Raw genomic sequence first — 15521 nt, forward strand, 5'->3', positions numbered from 1 at the left:
CAAAGCGGGTGCAAAAGTAGAAAACTTATTTCTAACCGGCAAATGTTTTTTGAAGTTTTTTTGAAAATTCTCATTTCGTTTTCCTTCTCCTTATCTGCCAACCTATCAATGAACTTTCCGTGTTTTGCGGGGTGCAAACTTAAAACTTTCTTTCAATTCCCACAAGCTTTTTTTAATCTTTTTTTGAAAATAAATTTCCGTTTTGATCTCTTTAGCTTGCCGGTATTTCTGTGAACGTCTATCGTTGTTGCGGGTGCAAAAGTAGCTGGTTTATTCAGTAAAACAATAGCTTTTCTTAACTATTTTCAATCTTTTTCATAAGTGGCTGGTTTGGTGTTTTTTACAAGACGAAGTTTTTTGGATGGCTTTGGGGTTTTGCCTGTTTTGGGTGGTTTTAATGAGTTTTGCCACGAAGACGCTAAGGCGCGAAGGTCTCTTTTTTTCTTGGCTTTGTTTTGAAAAAGTCACAAAGTTGGAGGTTTTACTGTTTTTTTTAATCGCGCAAAGGCGCCAAGTCGCAAAGTTTCTTCTTTTGGGGCGGTTTCTTTCTTCTTATTACTAATATTTATTCTCAAAACTACTGCCCTAGCCCCGATGGGAGGGAAAATCCTTTTGCTTTTTTCTTTAAAAAGCAAAAGATTGGAAGGACAGCGGGAAATAGCTCCTAAACCAAAATACAAAATTTTTAAATTCCAAATTCCAAAAAGCTTCTCCCGTTAGCTATCGGGATCGCTCAGCAGGACAAAGTTGCTTCTCCTTATATATAGGTGCAAAAAACAAACCCGACAGCTTTTTAAAACTGTCGGGTTTGAGGTTTGAAATCTTACCTTATATATAGGAAGAAGAAAACTGTCCTTATATATTGTTTATACCATCTATCACTTCTTTTGTAATGTGAATGCTTTTGAGTTTGGCTTGATGATCGAAAATTGGACCTGTTGCCATTAGCTCATCTACACGGGCATAGTCGATGAACTTTTTAAGATCTGTTATTAGTTGTTCTTTGTTTCCTGTAAAGGTACATGCGGTCATTTGATTGACATGGAAACGTTCTTCTTCGCTCATAATATCATCTAGTGAATCTACGGGTGGCTGTAAACCTTTACGGTCGTTTCTAATTAGGTTAAGAAACATTTGATATAAACTTGTAGATAGTTTTTCGGCTTCTTCGTTTGTATCAGCTGCAATGATATTAACGCAGGCCATTGTTTTTGGTTTATCTAAAACTTCGGAAGGCTGGAAATTTTCGCGATAGAACTCAAAAGCCTGTATCATTTGGCGTGGTGCAAAATGTCCTGCAAACGCATACGGTAATCCGTAAGCTGCAGCAAGAGCGGCACTGTCCATGCTTGAACCCAGGATCCAGATGGGAACATTGGTTCCTTCGGCTGGAAAGGCTCTTACTTTTGCCGTGGCATTTTCGGCTGAGAAGTAATCCTGAAGTTTGGTTACGTTTTGAGGAAAACGTTGTGCCTGCTCAAAAAAGTCTTTTCGGATGGCTTCGGCAGTTGGCTGATCTGTTCCTGGCGCTCTTCCTAATCCTAAATCAATTCGGTTTGGATAAAGCGTTTCTAAGGTTCCAAATTGCTCGGCTACTATTAATGGAGAGTGATTGGGTAACATGATTCCGCCTGAGCCTACTCGTATGTCTTTTGTTTGACTGGCAATATAGCCAATTAAGACTACGGTTGCAGAACTGGCAACGTGCGCCATATTGTGATGTTCGGCCAGCCAAAAACGCTTATAACCTAAGTTGTCTGCAAGTTGGGCTATTTCTTTTGTTTTTTGAAATGTTTCGGGTGCATTGCTATCTTGTGTAATGATAGCTAATTCTAATATCGAGATTGAAATTGGGTCTTTCATATATAATGTAGCTTTTATGCAAAATTAATTCATTTATGACAAAGCCTAAATTTTTTCATGTTAAGAGAATTGTAAAATTTATCAGTGTTAAATACTTTAATGATGTTATATACACTTTAAATATTGCCATTAAATAACTTAAAACTTAATTTTATACTAGAAGCAACAATTTTATGATCTTAAAATTATTTTCGCAAGAATTTCCTATCGATCAAAAAAGTTGAATGATTAAAAACCTAAATTTGTACTTCAAAAAATGAATTTCGACCCTAGCCTTTTCCTCAAATGACACATAAAATTTTAATTATAGACGACGAAGAAAAACTGAGAAGTCTGTTAGCGCGCATTATAAAATCAGAAGGGTTTGAAGTTTTTGAAGCCAAAGATCTTAAATCAGGTTTTAAGAAACTGGAACAAACTGAAATTGATGTTGTTTTATGTGATGTAAAACTGCCTGACGGGAATGGTGTTGATTTTCTGCAAAACATAAAAGGAAGTTTTCCTTTGATTGAAGTTATTTTGTTAACTGCTTTCGGAAATATTCCAGATGGAGTGCAGGCAATGAAAAATGGCGCTTTTGATTATATTGTAAAAGGTGATGATAACGACAAAATTATTCCGCTTTTATACAAAGCGGTCGAAAAAGCACATTTACAGAAAAAGGTAAAACAACTGGAAAAACGTATTGGCGATAAATATTCTTTTAATACCATTATAGGAAAATCAAAAGGAATCGAACAAGTTATTGATCTTGCTAAAAGAGTAGCAAAAACCGATTCGACCGTTTTACTTACCGGAGAAACAGGAACAGGAAAAGAGGTTTTTGCACAAGCGATTCATGAAAATAGTAATCGTGTTGGCAAATCGTTTGTGGCTTTAAACTGCAGTACTTTCAGCAAAGAAATTCTGGAAAGCGAATTATTCGGTCATAAACAAGGCGCATTTACCGGAGCTCTAAAAGATAAAAAAGGTTTCATTGAGGAAGCAAATGGCGGAACTTTATTCCTTGATGAAATTGGAGAAATGCCAATTGAACTGCAAGCTAAATTATTACGCGTTTTAGAAACCAGTGAATATATTCCGGTTGGAGATACGACTCCCAAAAAATCAAATTTCAGATTAATTGCTGCAACAAACCGAGATTTGAAAACAGAAAGTGATGAACACCGTTTTCGTTCTGACTTGTACTTTCGTTTGAATATTTTCGAAATAAAACTTCCTCCGTTAAGAGAAAGAATTAAAGATATTGCGCCGATAACCCAATATTTCGTTCAACAGTTTTCTGAAAAAACGAATAAAAAAACCTTAAACATATCAGATGATTTTCTACATAAATTAGAAAATTATTCCTGGCCGGGAAACATTCGAGAACTTAAAAATATTATCGAAAGATCTGTAATTTTAAGTAACGGAGATATTTTGACCGCTGATGTTTTGCCTTACGAAATGCAACATCAACCTGAAAAACCAACCAAATCGATGTCGGCATTCTCAATGCAAAGTGTTGAAAAACTACATATTCAGAAAGTTTTAAATTATACGAAAGGTAATAAAGCAGAAACTGCTCGTTTACTAGAAATTGGTATTGCTACTTTGTATCGAAAATTGGAGGAATATAGTATTCAATAACAATTTCAATATCAATTACAATTTTTAAAGCTTCGGAGAAGCGTAATATTTATAGATTATTTATTGCCAATGATAAAAAAAGCTCCAGCGGAGCGACACCTACAATCCAAAAATATGTCGCCCCGCTGGGGCTCTGATAAATGTGGATTCATCATTTCTATAAATATTTCGCTCCTCTGGAGCTTGACAATAACATATCAAAACGAGAAAAGCTTATCAAAATGATAGGCTTTTTTTATGCCTGATTTTTGGCACGAACACGCAATCCTTTTATTGGCAGTACTTTGCCTATTATCTCTTTTTTTCGGTCTGACTTTTGGCATTAGTGGGAAGAACATAAAAATTCATCTCATGAAAAATCAAGTCACTTCAATCTACAAACAAGCGGAACGTTTTGCTGATATTACCAAAAAATCTATTATTTCAGGTAACATCGTCCGTGCAAAAAAATGTCTGGCACTTGCTGAACGCCTTTTTATTAACGGAAGTATCGAAACTAAAAACGCCATTTCTAATGTGTACGTTTTCTCGGTTTCTTCATTTATGGAAGTGCGCCACTGCAATATTTCTCATCTTTTTCCTCAAACGTTAAAAGCAGAATATATCAAACAAGTTAATACGTCTGGTGTGTAAAATGTGAGTTGTAAAATGTTTAGATGATCGTTTCTTCTTTTACAAATCACATTTCACAAATCTAAAATCTGAATTCTAAAATCTAAAATAAAAACCTATGTTAATCACTTTTCTTTTACTCGCATTGGCCGTTGTGTTGTTTGCGATTTGTTTTAAATCAGTTGAATTTTTTGAAAAAATCTAAATCATGACTGCACTATTTATTGTTTCCATCGTCGTTTTTGGCTATTTGGTTTATGTATTAATTAAACCTGAAAAATTTTAAATCATGTAAAAAATCAGATGTGAAATGTTAGATGTCTTACATCCTAATTATTTACAAATCACATTTTGCATTTTACAAAAACTCACATATTATGAACACAGAATTACTAGGCGTCATCAGTATTTTTATCGTTTCGATAATTTTAGCCATTCCGTTAGGAAAATATATTGCTAAAGTTTATTTGGGAGATAAAACATTGTTTGATCCGATTTTCAATCCAATTGAAAAATTTATTTTTAAAATCAGCGGTATTAATTCCACTGAAGAAATGAACTGGAAACAACACTTAAAAGCACTTTTAAGTATTAATATGATTTGGTTCTTTCTTTGTTTTTTCGTCTTATTGTTTCAGGGATCGTTGTTTTTAAATCCTGACAATAATCCAAACATGACACCGGATTTGGCTTTTAACACTGCCATTTCATTTGTTGTAAACTGTAACCTACAACATTATTCAGGTGAAAGCGGAGTTTCTTACCTATCACAAATGTTCCTTATGTTCTTGCAATTTGTTTCTGCTGGTGTCGGAATGGCTGCTGCAGCGATGATTTTTACTGCAATGAAAGAGCGAACCACAGATAAATTAGGGAATTTCTACAACTATTTCATCAAAAGTTGTACACGTATATTATTACCTCTTTCAGTAATTGTAGCTACTATATTAGCATTCAGCGGTACTCCGATGGATTTTGACAGCAAAGATTCTATCACAACTTTACAAGGTGATCACGTTGATGTTTCCCGCGGACCTGCAGCTGCTTTTATTGCCATTAAACATTTAGGTACAAATGGTGGTGGATTTTTTGGAGCCAACTCGGCACATCCATTAGAAAATCCAACTTATTTTACCAATGCAGTTGAATTATGGTCACAATTAATTGTTCCGTTTGCGATGATCTTTGCTTTAGGTTTTTATCTAAAGAAAAAGAAATTATCATATGTGATTTTTGGAGTTATGACAGTTGGATTCTTACTACTGGTTATTCCAACAATGATGACGGAAATGAACGGAAATCCTGCTATCGAAAAAATGGGAATTGCCCAAACAACCGGAGCAATGGAAGGAAAAGAGGTTCGGTTTGGACCTGCCGTTTCAGGTTTCTGGAGCATCGCAACAACCGTAATTTCTACAGGTTCTGTAAATAGTATGCACGATAGTTCAATGCCAGTTTCCGGAGCTATGGAATTGCTTGCCATGATGGTCAATGCGTTTTATGGCGGTTGTGGTGTTGGTATTCTTAACTTCTACATTTTCATTATTCTGGCGGTATTTATTTCCGGATTAATGGTGGGGCGAACTCCTGAATTTTTAGGAAAGAAAATCGAAGCTCGGGAAGTTAAAATTGCTGCTTTCATCGCAATTCTTCACCCTTTATTAATATTAGCCGGAACAGCTTTGGCTTCTTATTTTGCTGCAAACGATACTGCAATGGGTTATTGGTTTAGCGGAAACGCAACAGGCTGGCTAAACAATCCCGGACATCATGGATTCTCAGAAATGTTATACGAATATACTTCGAGCGCTGCTAATAATGGTTCTGGTTTTGAAGGTTTAGGCGATAACAATCCGTTTTGGAATATCACTACAGGAATTGTGTTACTATTGAGTCGTTTCATTCCTATCGTTGGGCCATTGGCAATTGCAGGATTATTGGCGAATAAAAAATACATTCCGGAAAGTGCAGGAACTTTAAAAACCGACACTTCTATTTTTGGAATAATGGTTTTTGCCGTAATCGCAATTATCGCCGCTTTATCATTCTTCCCAGCGTTGGCTTTAGGTCCATTGGCAGAATATTTTACTTTAAAATAATATAAAAAGAAAAATGACAACTAATAAATCCAATTCATTGTTTGAAAGCAAACAGGTAAAAGAAGCCTTAGCGCAATCTTTTGTGAAGCTTAATCCAAAAATGATGATCAAAAATCCGGTAATGTTTACCGTAGAAATAGGAACTGCCATTATGTTCGCCGTTTGTATTTCCATTTTAATGGGAGCAACAGATCAGGGTAGTTTCATCTATAATTTAATTGTGTTCTTAATTTTACTTGCAACACTTTTGTTTGCCAATTTTGCCGAAGCTATTGCCGAAGCAAGAGGAAAAGCACAAGCGGATAGTTTAAGAAAAACACGTGAAGAAACTCCGGCAAGACAAATTTTGCCTAACGGAGAAATTAAAAAAATCAGTTCATCTGAATTAAAAAAAGGAGACATTTTCGTGTGTGAAGCCGGTGATTTAATTGCAACTGATGGTGAAATTATCGAAGGTCTGGCAACTATAGACGAAAGTGCTATTACAGGAGAAAGTGCTCCTGTAATTCGGGAAGCTGGCGGTGATAAATCATCAGTAACCGGAGGTACAAAAGTATTATCTGACAAAATTAAAGTAATCGTAACCTCTGAACCTGGCGAAAGCTTTTTGGACAAAATGATTGCTTTGGTTGAAGGTGCAAGCCGTCAGAAAACACCAAACGAAATTGCCCTAACCATTTTATTAGCCGCATTTACTTTGATATTCGTGATTGTGTGCGTTACGCTAAAACCATTTGCCGACTATGCAAATGCACCCATCACGATTGCGGCTTTTATTGCTTTGTTCGTTTGTTTGATTCCAACTACAATTGGTGGTTTACTTTCTGCGATTGGTATTGCGGGAATGGACAGAGCGTTGCGTGCTAACGTAATTACAAAATCCGGAAAAGCGGTTGAAACTGCCGGAGATATTGATGTATTGCTTTTGGATAAAACCGGAACAATCACAATAGGAAATAGAAAAGCAACGAATTTTTATCCAGCAAAAGGTGTTACTGAAGAAGATTTTATAAAATCTGCCGTGTTAAGTTCACTAGCGGATGACACTCCGGAAGGGAAAAGTATCGTGGAACTGGCAGGAGCCGAAACTGCCAATAAATTGTCAATTGAAGGTGCTACTTTAATCAAATTTACCGCTGAAACGAGAACTTCCGGAGTTATTTTAAAAGACGGAACTAATATTAGAAAAGGGGCTCAGGATGCTGCAAAAAATATTGCAAAACAAGCCGGGAATTCTTTTCCTGAAGATACTGCTCAAAAAGTAATAGACATTTCTTCAAACGGAGGTACGCCACTAGTCGTAATTAAAAACGATCAGGTTCAAGGTGTTATCGAATTGCAGGATATCATCAAAACAGGAATGAAAGAACGTTTTGACCGATTGAGAAAAATGGGTGTAAAAACGGTGATGGTTACCGGAGATAATCCGCTTACGGCTAAGTTTATTGCAGAAGCTGCCGGTGTTGATGATTTTATTGCCGAAGCAAAACCTGAGGATAAAATGAATTACATCAAAAATGAGCAAAACCTGGGTAAACTGGTTGCCATGATGGGTGACGGAACAAACGATGCTCCTGCCCTTGCACAAGCGAATGTGGGTGTTGCGATGAACAGCGGAACTCAGGCTGCAAAAGAAGCCGGAAACATGGTCGATCTTGATAATGACCCAACTAAATTAATTGAGATTATCGAAATTGGAAAACAGCTTTTAATGACCCGAGGAACTTTAACTACTTTTTCTATTGCAAATGACGTTGCGAAATATTTTGCTATTGTTCCTGCTCTTTTTATTACTGCGATTCCTGCGCTTGAAGGATTGAATATCATGCGTTTGCATAGTCCTGAAAGTGCGATTTTATCAGCTGTAATTTTTAACGCAATCATCATTCCAATATTGATTCCATTAGCGTTGAGAGGTGTAGATTATAAACCAATTGGTGCAAGCGCAATCCTAAAAAGAAATCTTTTGATTTATGGTTTAGGTGGATTGATTGTCCCTTTTATCGGAATTAAATTAATTGATTTACTCGTAACACTTTTTATTTAGTGAAATGTGATTTGTAAAATGTGAAATGATGAAATCAAAAAAACACAGATAACAATTTACAAATCATTTTTTACATCTAACATTTTACACTAGAAAAAATGAAAACAATATTTTCACTATTAAAATTGACACTGCTTACCGTAATCCTGTTTGCAGTTATTTATCCTCTTGCGATTTACGGAATTGCACAATTTGCTCCAAATCATGGAAAAGGAGAAACTATTTCGGTTAACGGAAAAGTCGTTGGTTACCAAAAAATAGGTCAGAAATTCGATAAGTCGAATTATTTCTGGGGAAGACCTTCGGCTGTGGATTATAACGCGGCCGGAAGTGCCGGAAGTAACAAAGGACCAAGCAATGCTGAATATTTGGCTTTGGTTCAAAAAAGAATTGATACGTTTTTAGTTGTTCATCCGTATTTGAAAAAATCTGAAATTCCTGCCGATATGGTGACTGCTTCAGGAAGTGGATTGGATCCTAACATTTCTCCACAAGGTGCTTTGATTCAGGTGAAACGTGTTGCCAAAGAAAGAAAATTGGATGAAACTAAAGTAAAAGCTTTGGTTGAATCTAAAATTAACACAGCTGTTATGGGACCTGAAACAGTTAATGTGTTGGAATTGAATGTGGCTTTGGATGAGCTTTCTAAAAAAGGTTCTTAGTTACTGAGTTGCTAAGGTTCTATGTTTTTTATATGCGCGCATTTTTTTCATCCCGAGGAACGAGGGATCTCCGCGGAGTAACCATAAAGTGAATCACCAATCTGTGTCGAGTTTCTTACGGAGATCCCTCGTTCCTCGGGATGACTAACTGTGCGTTGATCTATTGTAACGATTATAAACTTTATGAATAAAATAAAATACCTAACAGTTACGAAGCTTCGGGATTGTTAGGATAATAAACACCCTTTTTTACCCCAAAAGCCCTAGCCCCGATAGTAGTGGAAATCCTTTTACTTTTTTCTTTAAAAAGTAAAAGATTGAAACGGATAGCGGGATTAGCTCCTAAAAAATCTACTAAATAAATAATTGAATACCACAAAAATGAAAAAAATAATACTTACCGCTTTAATTGCCTTTGGTTTTAGCAATTTACACGCTCAGGAAGAAACAAAAAGTCCGTTTACGTTTTCAGGATATGTAGAGACTTATTATAGTTATGATTTTGGAAAACCAGAAGATCATACGCGTCCGAGCTTTTTATACAATTTTAATAAAAGTAATGAAGTGAATATTAATTTGGGTTTGGCAAAAGTGAATTATTCGAAAGATAATATTCGTGGAAATTTTGCTTTGATGGCCGGAACTTACGCCGAATATAACATGGCAGCTGAACAAGGTTTATTGAAAAACATCTATGAAGCAAATGTTGGTGTGAAGATTTCGCAAAGCCATAATTTATGGATCGATGCGGGGATTATGCCGGCTCACATAGGTTTTGAAAGTGCAATTGGAAAAGATTGCCAGACTTTGACCCGAAGCATTTTGGCTGAAAACTCGCCTTATTATGAAACGGGAGTTAAAATTGGTTACACCTCTGAATCTGGAAAATGGTATTTGGCCGGAATGTACTTAAACGGATGGCAACGTATCGAGAAAGTAAAAGGAAATCAAACGCCAGCTTTTGGAACCCAAGTTACTTACAAACCATCAGACAAAGTGGTTTTGAACTGGAGTACTTATGTTGGAAATGAGCAACCGGATATTGACAAAAAATGGCGTTATTTTAATAACTTTTACGGACAATTTAAAGTAACGGATAAAACAAATGTTACGGCTGGTTTTGATGTTGGATCGCAACAAGCGGCTAAAAACAGTAATAAATACGATACTTGGTTTTCGCCAGTTTTGATTCTGCAATACAAACCAACTGATAAAATTCAGCTTGCCGCTCGTGGCGAATATTATAGTGATGAAAAAGGTGTTATCATCGCAACTGAAACACCAAATGGTTTTAAAACTTACGGTTTTTCGGCTAACTTTGATTACTTAGTTACTGATAATGTAATGTTTAGAATCGAAGCAAGAAATCTTTCCAGTAAAGATCAGATTTTCACAAAAGATAACGTTCCAACGGATACAAATACGTTTGTAACGACTTCGCTGGCGATTAGTTTCTAGAAGATTACTAGCCACAGATTGCACAGATTGAAAGGATTTTTTTTCGCTACGAATTCTCGAATTTCTAATTATAAATAGGATAAATTATAATTCGTGAATTCGTGTCAAATAAATCTACTCAAAGCCATTCAATAATCTTTTTAATCTATGCAATCTGTGGCTAAAAAAATTAAAAAAACTTTGTGACTTAGCACCTTCACACAAATATATGGAACAGGAAAAAGAAAATAATGCACAGCACTTTCTCGATTTAATTCAGAAATCACGAAAAGGAAAGTTTAAGGTCTATATTGGGATGAGCGCCGGTGTGGGGAAAACGTACCGCATGCTGCAAGAAGCACATTCGCTGTTGAAGAACGGAATTGATGTAAAAATTGGTTACATCGAAACACATATGCGAAAGGAAACGCATGAACTTTTATCTGGTTTGCCCGTAATTCCACGGCGAACCATTTTCTATAAAGGGAAAGAGCTGGAAGAACTCGATGTTCAGGCGATTATCAACCTTAGACCTGAAGTGGTGATTGTTGATGAATTGGCACACACGAATGTTGAAGGAAGCAAAAACGAAAAACGCTGGCAGGATGTTCTGGAAATTCTGGATGCAGGAATTAATGTAATTTCGGCAGTCAATATTCAGCATATTGAAAGTTTGAATGAAGACGTAAAACGCATTACTAATATTGATGTTCAGGAACGTATTCCGGATAATGTTTTGCGATTAGCAGATGAAGTCGTAAATATCGATTTAACGGCTGAAGATTTGATTGCACGTTTAAAAGAAGGGAAAATTTATACGCCGGATAAAATTCAGACGGCTTTGACCAACTTCTTTAAGTCTGATCAGATTTTACAGTTGCGTGAATTGGCATTGAAAGAAGTAGCAAGTCAGGTGGTTCGAAAAGTGGAAAGTGAAGTGCCTCAACTGAATGCTTTAAGACATGAAAAACTTTTAGCTTGCATTAGCAGTAATGACAAAACAGCTAAAATTGTGATTAGAAAAGCAGCGCGTTTGGCAAGTTATTACAACGGATCCTGGTATGTTTTGTATGTAGAAACACCAAAAGAAAGCAGCACTAAAATTGCATTGGACAAGCAACGTCATTTGATTAATAATTTTAAACTCGCTGTACAATTAGGCGCAGAAGTCATTAAATTAGAGAACAAAAATATTGCCGATGCTATTTTGATGGCAGTTGAAGAAAAACATATTACAACTGTTTGCATTGGGAAACCGCATTTGAATTTATTTAAAGTAATTTTGTCTACAACGATTTTCAGACGCTTATTGAATAGTCTTTCTTTATCGAATGTTGATCTTGTTATTCTGTCGTAAAAAAAATCTAACCATATAAGTTATATAAGTTCATTTAAATTGGATGCGTGAAAAATTTAACCGCAAAGAACGCAAGGTTTGCTGAAGTTTTTCCTGCCTTTCTTAATTATGCGTCCTCTTATATTTCCTTATATCACTTACATGGTTAAAAAAAAGAATAAAATGTTTTAAAATAAACATCATGAGAATTAAAACTAAATTGAATCTGGGAGTTGGACTATTATTTTTACTAATAATAATACTCACATTAGTGAGTGCCTTTTATATTTTCTCGATAAAAAAAGACACAGAGAATATTCTGAAAGCAAATTATAATACGCTTGAATATTCCAGAAATATGCTTTTGTCTTTGGACGAAATTAATTCTAATAAAGAAAAGGCGATTGTTACTTTTAAAGAAAACCTTCAGAAGCAAACACAAAATGTTACTGAAGAAGGAGAGAAAAAAGGAACCGATAATCTTAAGAGAAACTTTGCTCTTTTAGAAAAAAACAGTTCTGATGAGTCTCTAAAAATGCAAATCAGACAGGACATTTTCGAGATTATGAAACTCAATATGAATGCCATAAAGAAAAAAAGTGATATCGCGAAACATACGGCTGAAACCGCCAATTTATGGATTGCTATTGTGGGAACTTTGTGCTTTTTAATTGCTTTTAATTTACTAATTAATTTACCCAATAATATCGCAAATCCTATTAAGGAATTGACTTTGAGCATTAAAGAAATTGCGAATAAAAATTATTCGGAACGAGTACATTTTACCAATCATAATGAATATGGAGATTTGGCAAAATCGTTTAATACCATGGCGCAAAAACTAGAGGAATACAATAGTAGCAATTTATACAAATTATTCTTCGAAAAGAAACGACTGGAAACGCTTATCAATAACATGCACGACCCTATTATTGGACTGGACAATGAAGGTGTTATTTTATTTGTGAATGATGAAGCGCTGAAAATTATCGGAATGAAATCTGAGGATGTTATTGGGCAATCAGCTTCGACATTGGCTTTATCGAATGATTTGATTCGGTCTTTGATTTTGAAAGAAGAATCAACTGATTCTCAGAAAAAACAACCGATGAAGATTTTCGCTCACGGAAAAGAAAGTTATTTTGATAAAGAAACCATCAACATTACTATAACGCCAACGGGAGAAGAAAGGGAAATTAATATTGGCGATGTGATTATTCTGCGCAATATTACCTTATTTAAAGAACTGGATTTTGCAAAAACTAATTTTATTGCTACGGTTTCACACGAATTAAAAACACCAATTGCTTCTATAAAACTGAGTCTTCAATTGCTTCAAAACACTAAAACGGGCGACATGAATGACGATCAGAAACAATTAGTAGAAAGCATTAAAGATGACAGTCAGCGTTTATTAAAAATCACAGGTGAATTACTGAATTTATCGCAATTAGAAACCGGAAATATTCAGTTGAATATCGAAAAAAGCAATCCGTATGCTATTGTAAATTATGCTACCGAGGCCGTAAAAATTCAGGCCGATCAAAAACAAATTAAACTCATAATTGATGCCGACGAAAATCTACAAGATGTAAAAGCCGACAGCGAAAAAACAGGCTGGGTTTTGATTAATTATCTATCGAATGCTATCACCTATTCGTCTGAAAAAAGTAAGATTATCATTAAATTAAAAAATGAAAACAATCAAATTGTATTTCAGGTTATCGATACCGGAAAAGGAATTGATTCACGATTCAAAGACAAAGTTTTTGATAAATATTTTAAAATTCCGGGAAGTCAAAAATCCGGAACGGGATTAGGTTTGGCAATCAGCAAAGAATTTATCGAAGCCCAAAATGGGAATGTTGGCGTTGAAAGCAATTTAGGTTTGGGAAGCACATTCTGGTTTTCATTAAAAGTATAAAAAAGAGCCACAGGCTCGACCTATATTGTAGGGCTGTCCCGATCCCGAAACTTCGGGACGGGACGTTGCTATAATATAAATCATTCCTCCGGAATCTGACATTGAAATTGAATCTTTTATCTCTTAACATTTAGCCAATCTTAATCAAACTATCTCTTTTAAAACCAACAAATTAATATTGACTTAAGGTTCAATTAAGTCAAAAATAGATAGATCTAACATTCGTTATTATTGCAACTTATAACGATAACGAAAGATGTTTTACAAAGCGGTTTCTCTGGTATTTTTATTCGGTTTTTTGAGTGCAAATGCACAACAAAATGACTCCATAACAAAAATTGACAGTACATCAAATTATTTAAAATTCAATTACAAACAATTAATCATTCCGGGAGTATTGATTGGTTATGGTGTTATTGGTCTTGAAAGTGATCAATTATTAACTTTTAATCATCAAATCAAAGCTGAAGTTACAGAAGATATTGATAACAAAATCACTATTGATGATTTCTCGCAATATGCACCTGCAGCTTCCGTTTATGCTTTGAATGCTTTTGGCGTAAAAGGTAAGAACAATATGCGGGATCGCTCTGTGATATTTGTGACTTCGTATGCCATTATGGCTACGACGGTTTTGGGTTTAAAATCGCTTGTACATGAAGAGCGCCCGGACGGAAGTTCGAATAACTCTTTCCCTTCCGGACATACTGCAACTGCTTTTGCCGGGGCGGAGTTTTTATGGCAGGAATACAAAGACAAATCAATCTGGTACGGAATTGCCGGTTATGCCGTTGCAACCGGAACCGGATTATTTAGAATTTACAACAATCGCCATTGGTTAACGGATGTTGCTGCCGGAGCCGGAATCGGAATTTTGAGTACCAAATTGGCGTATTGGATGAATCCATATATTACCAAAAAATTATTCAAATCGTCATCTGAAAGTAAATCAACTTCTATGATAATGCCTTTTTATAATGGACAACAATACGGATTGGGTTTTGTGAAGGTCTTTTAGATTTCTTTTGCCACGAAGGCGCTAAGACACAAATTTTTATTGAGAGCTACTCCCGATAACTATCGGGAGTAGCAAAAAACTTTTATGTATTCGAAGTATTATTCTTAATCTCCATAACTTCTCTTTTTACTTCCAGAAGCAAATCTTTCATACTTTGAGATTCTGTTACTTCATGTCGTTTATCGCTTCGGCCAATACTACATTCGTATTCCCAGATTTCTAAAATATCAGAGGCTTTCACTTCATAATTCGGATAAAAGCGATTATCAGATTCGAGAACCAAAGCATTCTTTTTATTCTTGTTCAATCGTTTGTACACCATTCCTTCATTTTTAGTAATCAGGATGTAGGTTCTACCGTCCATCACCTCTCCTAGTCTTTCTACATAACGACCAATAATAATCGAACCGTCTTCGTGTGGTGGCATCGAATCGCCTTCTACAGGAAATCCGCGATGTTTTCCCGGTCCTAAAAACGGAAGGGAAACTTGTTGTAAACTCTCGATGTATTCCGGATCGGCATAACCGTTTAGATAACCTGCTTTTGCTTTTTGGGATACAATTTCGATATAATTCTCTCCATAACTATCTACTTGTATCGGTAAAATAAGTCGGTTACCTTCTAATTTTATCAGGTTTTCAATGTGTATTTTTCGTATATCGACAGATAATAATAAGTCGATACTCATATGAAAATATAAAGCAATCTGCTTTAAAATATCATACGGTGCCTCGGAGGTTCCATCTTCGTATTTAACGTATCTTCCTCGGGTAATTCTAAGGTTTTCAGCTAATTTCTCCTGAGATATTTTATGCTTAACCCTCAATGCTCTGATGTTATCTGAAAATAAGGACATAATTAATTTTGTTATAATTTGGAACAACAAATATACAA

12 protein-coding genes are annotated in these 15521 nt (G+C 35.4%); 10 read left to right on the forward strand and 2 right to left on the reverse strand.

Annotation, left to right across the window (positions count from 1 at the left end):
• Positions 1-855: 855 nt before the first annotated feature.
• Positions 856-1863, reverse strand: coding sequence for an LLM class flavin-dependent oxidoreductase (locus tag RC62_RS08555; protein WP_055094556.1), 1008 nt, complete (start codon positions 1861-1863; stop codon positions 856-858).
• A 285-nt stretch (positions 1864-2148) separates the two neighbouring features.
• Between RC62_RS08555 and RC62_RS08560 the strand changes: the two genes are divergently transcribed.
• From RC62_RS08560 to RC62_RS08600, 10 genes are all read left to right on the forward strand, one after another.
• Positions 2149-3492, forward strand: a complete 1344-nt coding sequence (locus RC62_RS08560; protein ID WP_055094558.1) for a sigma-54-dependent transcriptional regulator — start codon at positions 2149-2151, stop codon at positions 3490-3492.
• Positions 3493-3843: 351 nt separating this feature from the next.
• Complete coding sequence (locus tag RC62_RS08565) at positions 3844-4125, forward strand: hypothetical protein (protein ID WP_055094560.1); 282 nt, start codon at positions 3844-3846, stop codon at positions 4123-4125.
• Positions 4126-4312: 187 nt separating this feature from the next.
• The gene (kdpF, locus tag RC62_RS22730) at positions 4313-4390 is read left to right on the forward strand and encodes a K(+)-transporting ATPase subunit F (protein WP_082421266.1); all 78 of its coding nucleotides are present in this window, start codon (positions 4313-4315) and stop codon (positions 4388-4390) included.
• Between the two features lie 91 nt (positions 4391-4481).
• A complete protein-coding gene (kdpA, locus tag RC62_RS08570; RefSeq protein WP_055094562.1) occupies positions 4482-6203 on the forward strand; it encodes a potassium-transporting ATPase subunit KdpA in 1722 nt (573 codons plus the stop codon).
• A 13-nt stretch (positions 6204-6216) separates the two neighbouring features.
• Positions 6217-8250: a potassium-transporting ATPase subunit KdpB gene (gene kdpB / locus RC62_RS08575; RefSeq protein ID WP_055094564.1), complete on the forward strand. Its 2034-nt coding sequence runs from the start codon at positions 6217-6219 to the stop codon at positions 8248-8250.
• A gap of 98 nt (positions 8251-8348) precedes the next feature.
• A complete protein-coding gene (locus tag RC62_RS08580; protein ID WP_055094565.1) occupies positions 8349-8912 on the forward strand; it encodes a K(+)-transporting ATPase subunit C in 564 nt (187 codons plus the stop codon).
• A gap of 381 nt (positions 8913-9293) precedes the next feature.
• Entirely contained in the window at positions 9294-10370 is a 1077-nt protein-coding gene (locus tag RC62_RS08585) for a porin (protein WP_055094567.1), read from the forward strand.
• Positions 10371-10578: 208 nt separating this feature from the next.
• A complete protein-coding gene (locus tag RC62_RS08590) occupies positions 10579-11706 on the forward strand; it encodes a histidine kinase (RefSeq protein ID WP_055094569.1) in 1128 nt (375 codons plus the stop codon).
• Positions 11707-11887: 181 nt separating this feature from the next.
• On the forward strand, positions 11888-13609 hold the full coding sequence (locus RC62_RS08595) for a sensor histidine kinase (RefSeq protein ID WP_055094571.1): 1722 nt from the start codon (positions 11888-11890) through the stop codon (positions 13607-13609).
• 256 nt (positions 13610-13865) lie between these two features.
• Positions 13866-14627, forward strand: a complete 762-nt coding sequence (locus RC62_RS08600) for a phosphatase PAP2 family protein (RefSeq protein ID WP_055094573.1) — start codon at positions 13866-13868, stop codon at positions 14625-14627.
• 82 nt (positions 14628-14709) lie between these two features.
• Here RC62_RS08600 and RC62_RS08605 read toward each other — a convergent pair whose 3' ends face one another.
• Positions 14710-15483, reverse strand: a complete 774-nt coding sequence (locus RC62_RS08605) for an XRE family transcriptional regulator (protein WP_055094575.1) — start codon at positions 15481-15483, stop codon at positions 14710-14712.
• Between the last annotated feature and the right edge of the window lie 38 nt (positions 15484-15521).

Origin of the sequence: Flavobacterium aquidurense, from assembly GCF_001404985.1 — a bacterium.
In the GTDB taxonomy this organism is placed as follows: domain Bacteria; phylum Bacteroidota; class Bacteroidia; order Flavobacteriales; family Flavobacteriaceae; genus Flavobacterium; species Flavobacterium aquidurense_B.

What these genes read in the sequence shown, in the direction of transcription:
- RC62_RS08585 (WP_055094567.1), top strand. Translation starts at nt 9,294, where the DNA reads ATGAAAAAAATAATACTTACCGCTTTAATTGCCTTTGGTTTTAGCAAT.
- RC62_RS08600 (WP_055094573.1), top strand. Translation starts at nt 13,866, where the DNA reads ATGTTTTACAAAGCGGTTTCTCTGGTATTTTTATTCGGTTTTTTGAGT.
- RC62_RS08560 (WP_055094558.1), top strand. Translation starts at nt 2,149, where the DNA reads ATGACACATAAAATTTTAATTATAGACGACGAAGAAAAACTGAGAAGT.
- RC62_RS08580 (WP_055094565.1), top strand. Translation starts at nt 8,349, where the DNA reads ATGAAAACAATATTTTCACTATTAAAATTGACACTGCTTACCGTAATC.
- RC62_RS08590 (WP_055094569.1), top strand. Translation starts at nt 10,579, where the DNA reads ATGGAACAGGAAAAAGAAAATAATGCACAGCACTTTCTCGATTTAATT.
- RC62_RS08595 (WP_055094571.1), top strand. Translation starts at nt 11,888, where the DNA reads ATGAGAATTAAAACTAAATTGAATCTGGGAGTTGGACTATTATTTTTA.
- kdpA (WP_055094562.1), top strand. Translation starts at nt 4,482, where the DNA reads ATGAACACAGAATTACTAGGCGTCATCAGTATTTTTATCGTTTCGATA.
- kdpF (WP_082421266.1), top strand. Translation starts at nt 4,313, where the DNA reads ATGACTGCACTATTTATTGTTTCCATCGTCGTTTTTGGCTATTTGGTT.
- kdpB (WP_055094564.1), top strand. Translation starts at nt 6,217, where the DNA reads ATGACAACTAATAAATCCAATTCATTGTTTGAAAGCAAACAGGTAAAA.
- RC62_RS08605 (WP_055094575.1), bottom strand. Translation starts at nt 15,483, where the DNA reads ATGTCCTTATTTTCAGATAACATCAGAGCATTGAGGGTTAAGCATAAA.
- RC62_RS08555 (WP_055094556.1), bottom strand. Translation starts at nt 1,863, where the DNA reads ATGAAAGACCCAATTTCAATCTCGATATTAGAATTAGCTATCATTACA.
- RC62_RS08565 (WP_055094560.1), top strand. Translation starts at nt 3,844, where the DNA reads ATGAAAAATCAAGTCACTTCAATCTACAAACAAGCGGAACGTTTTGCT.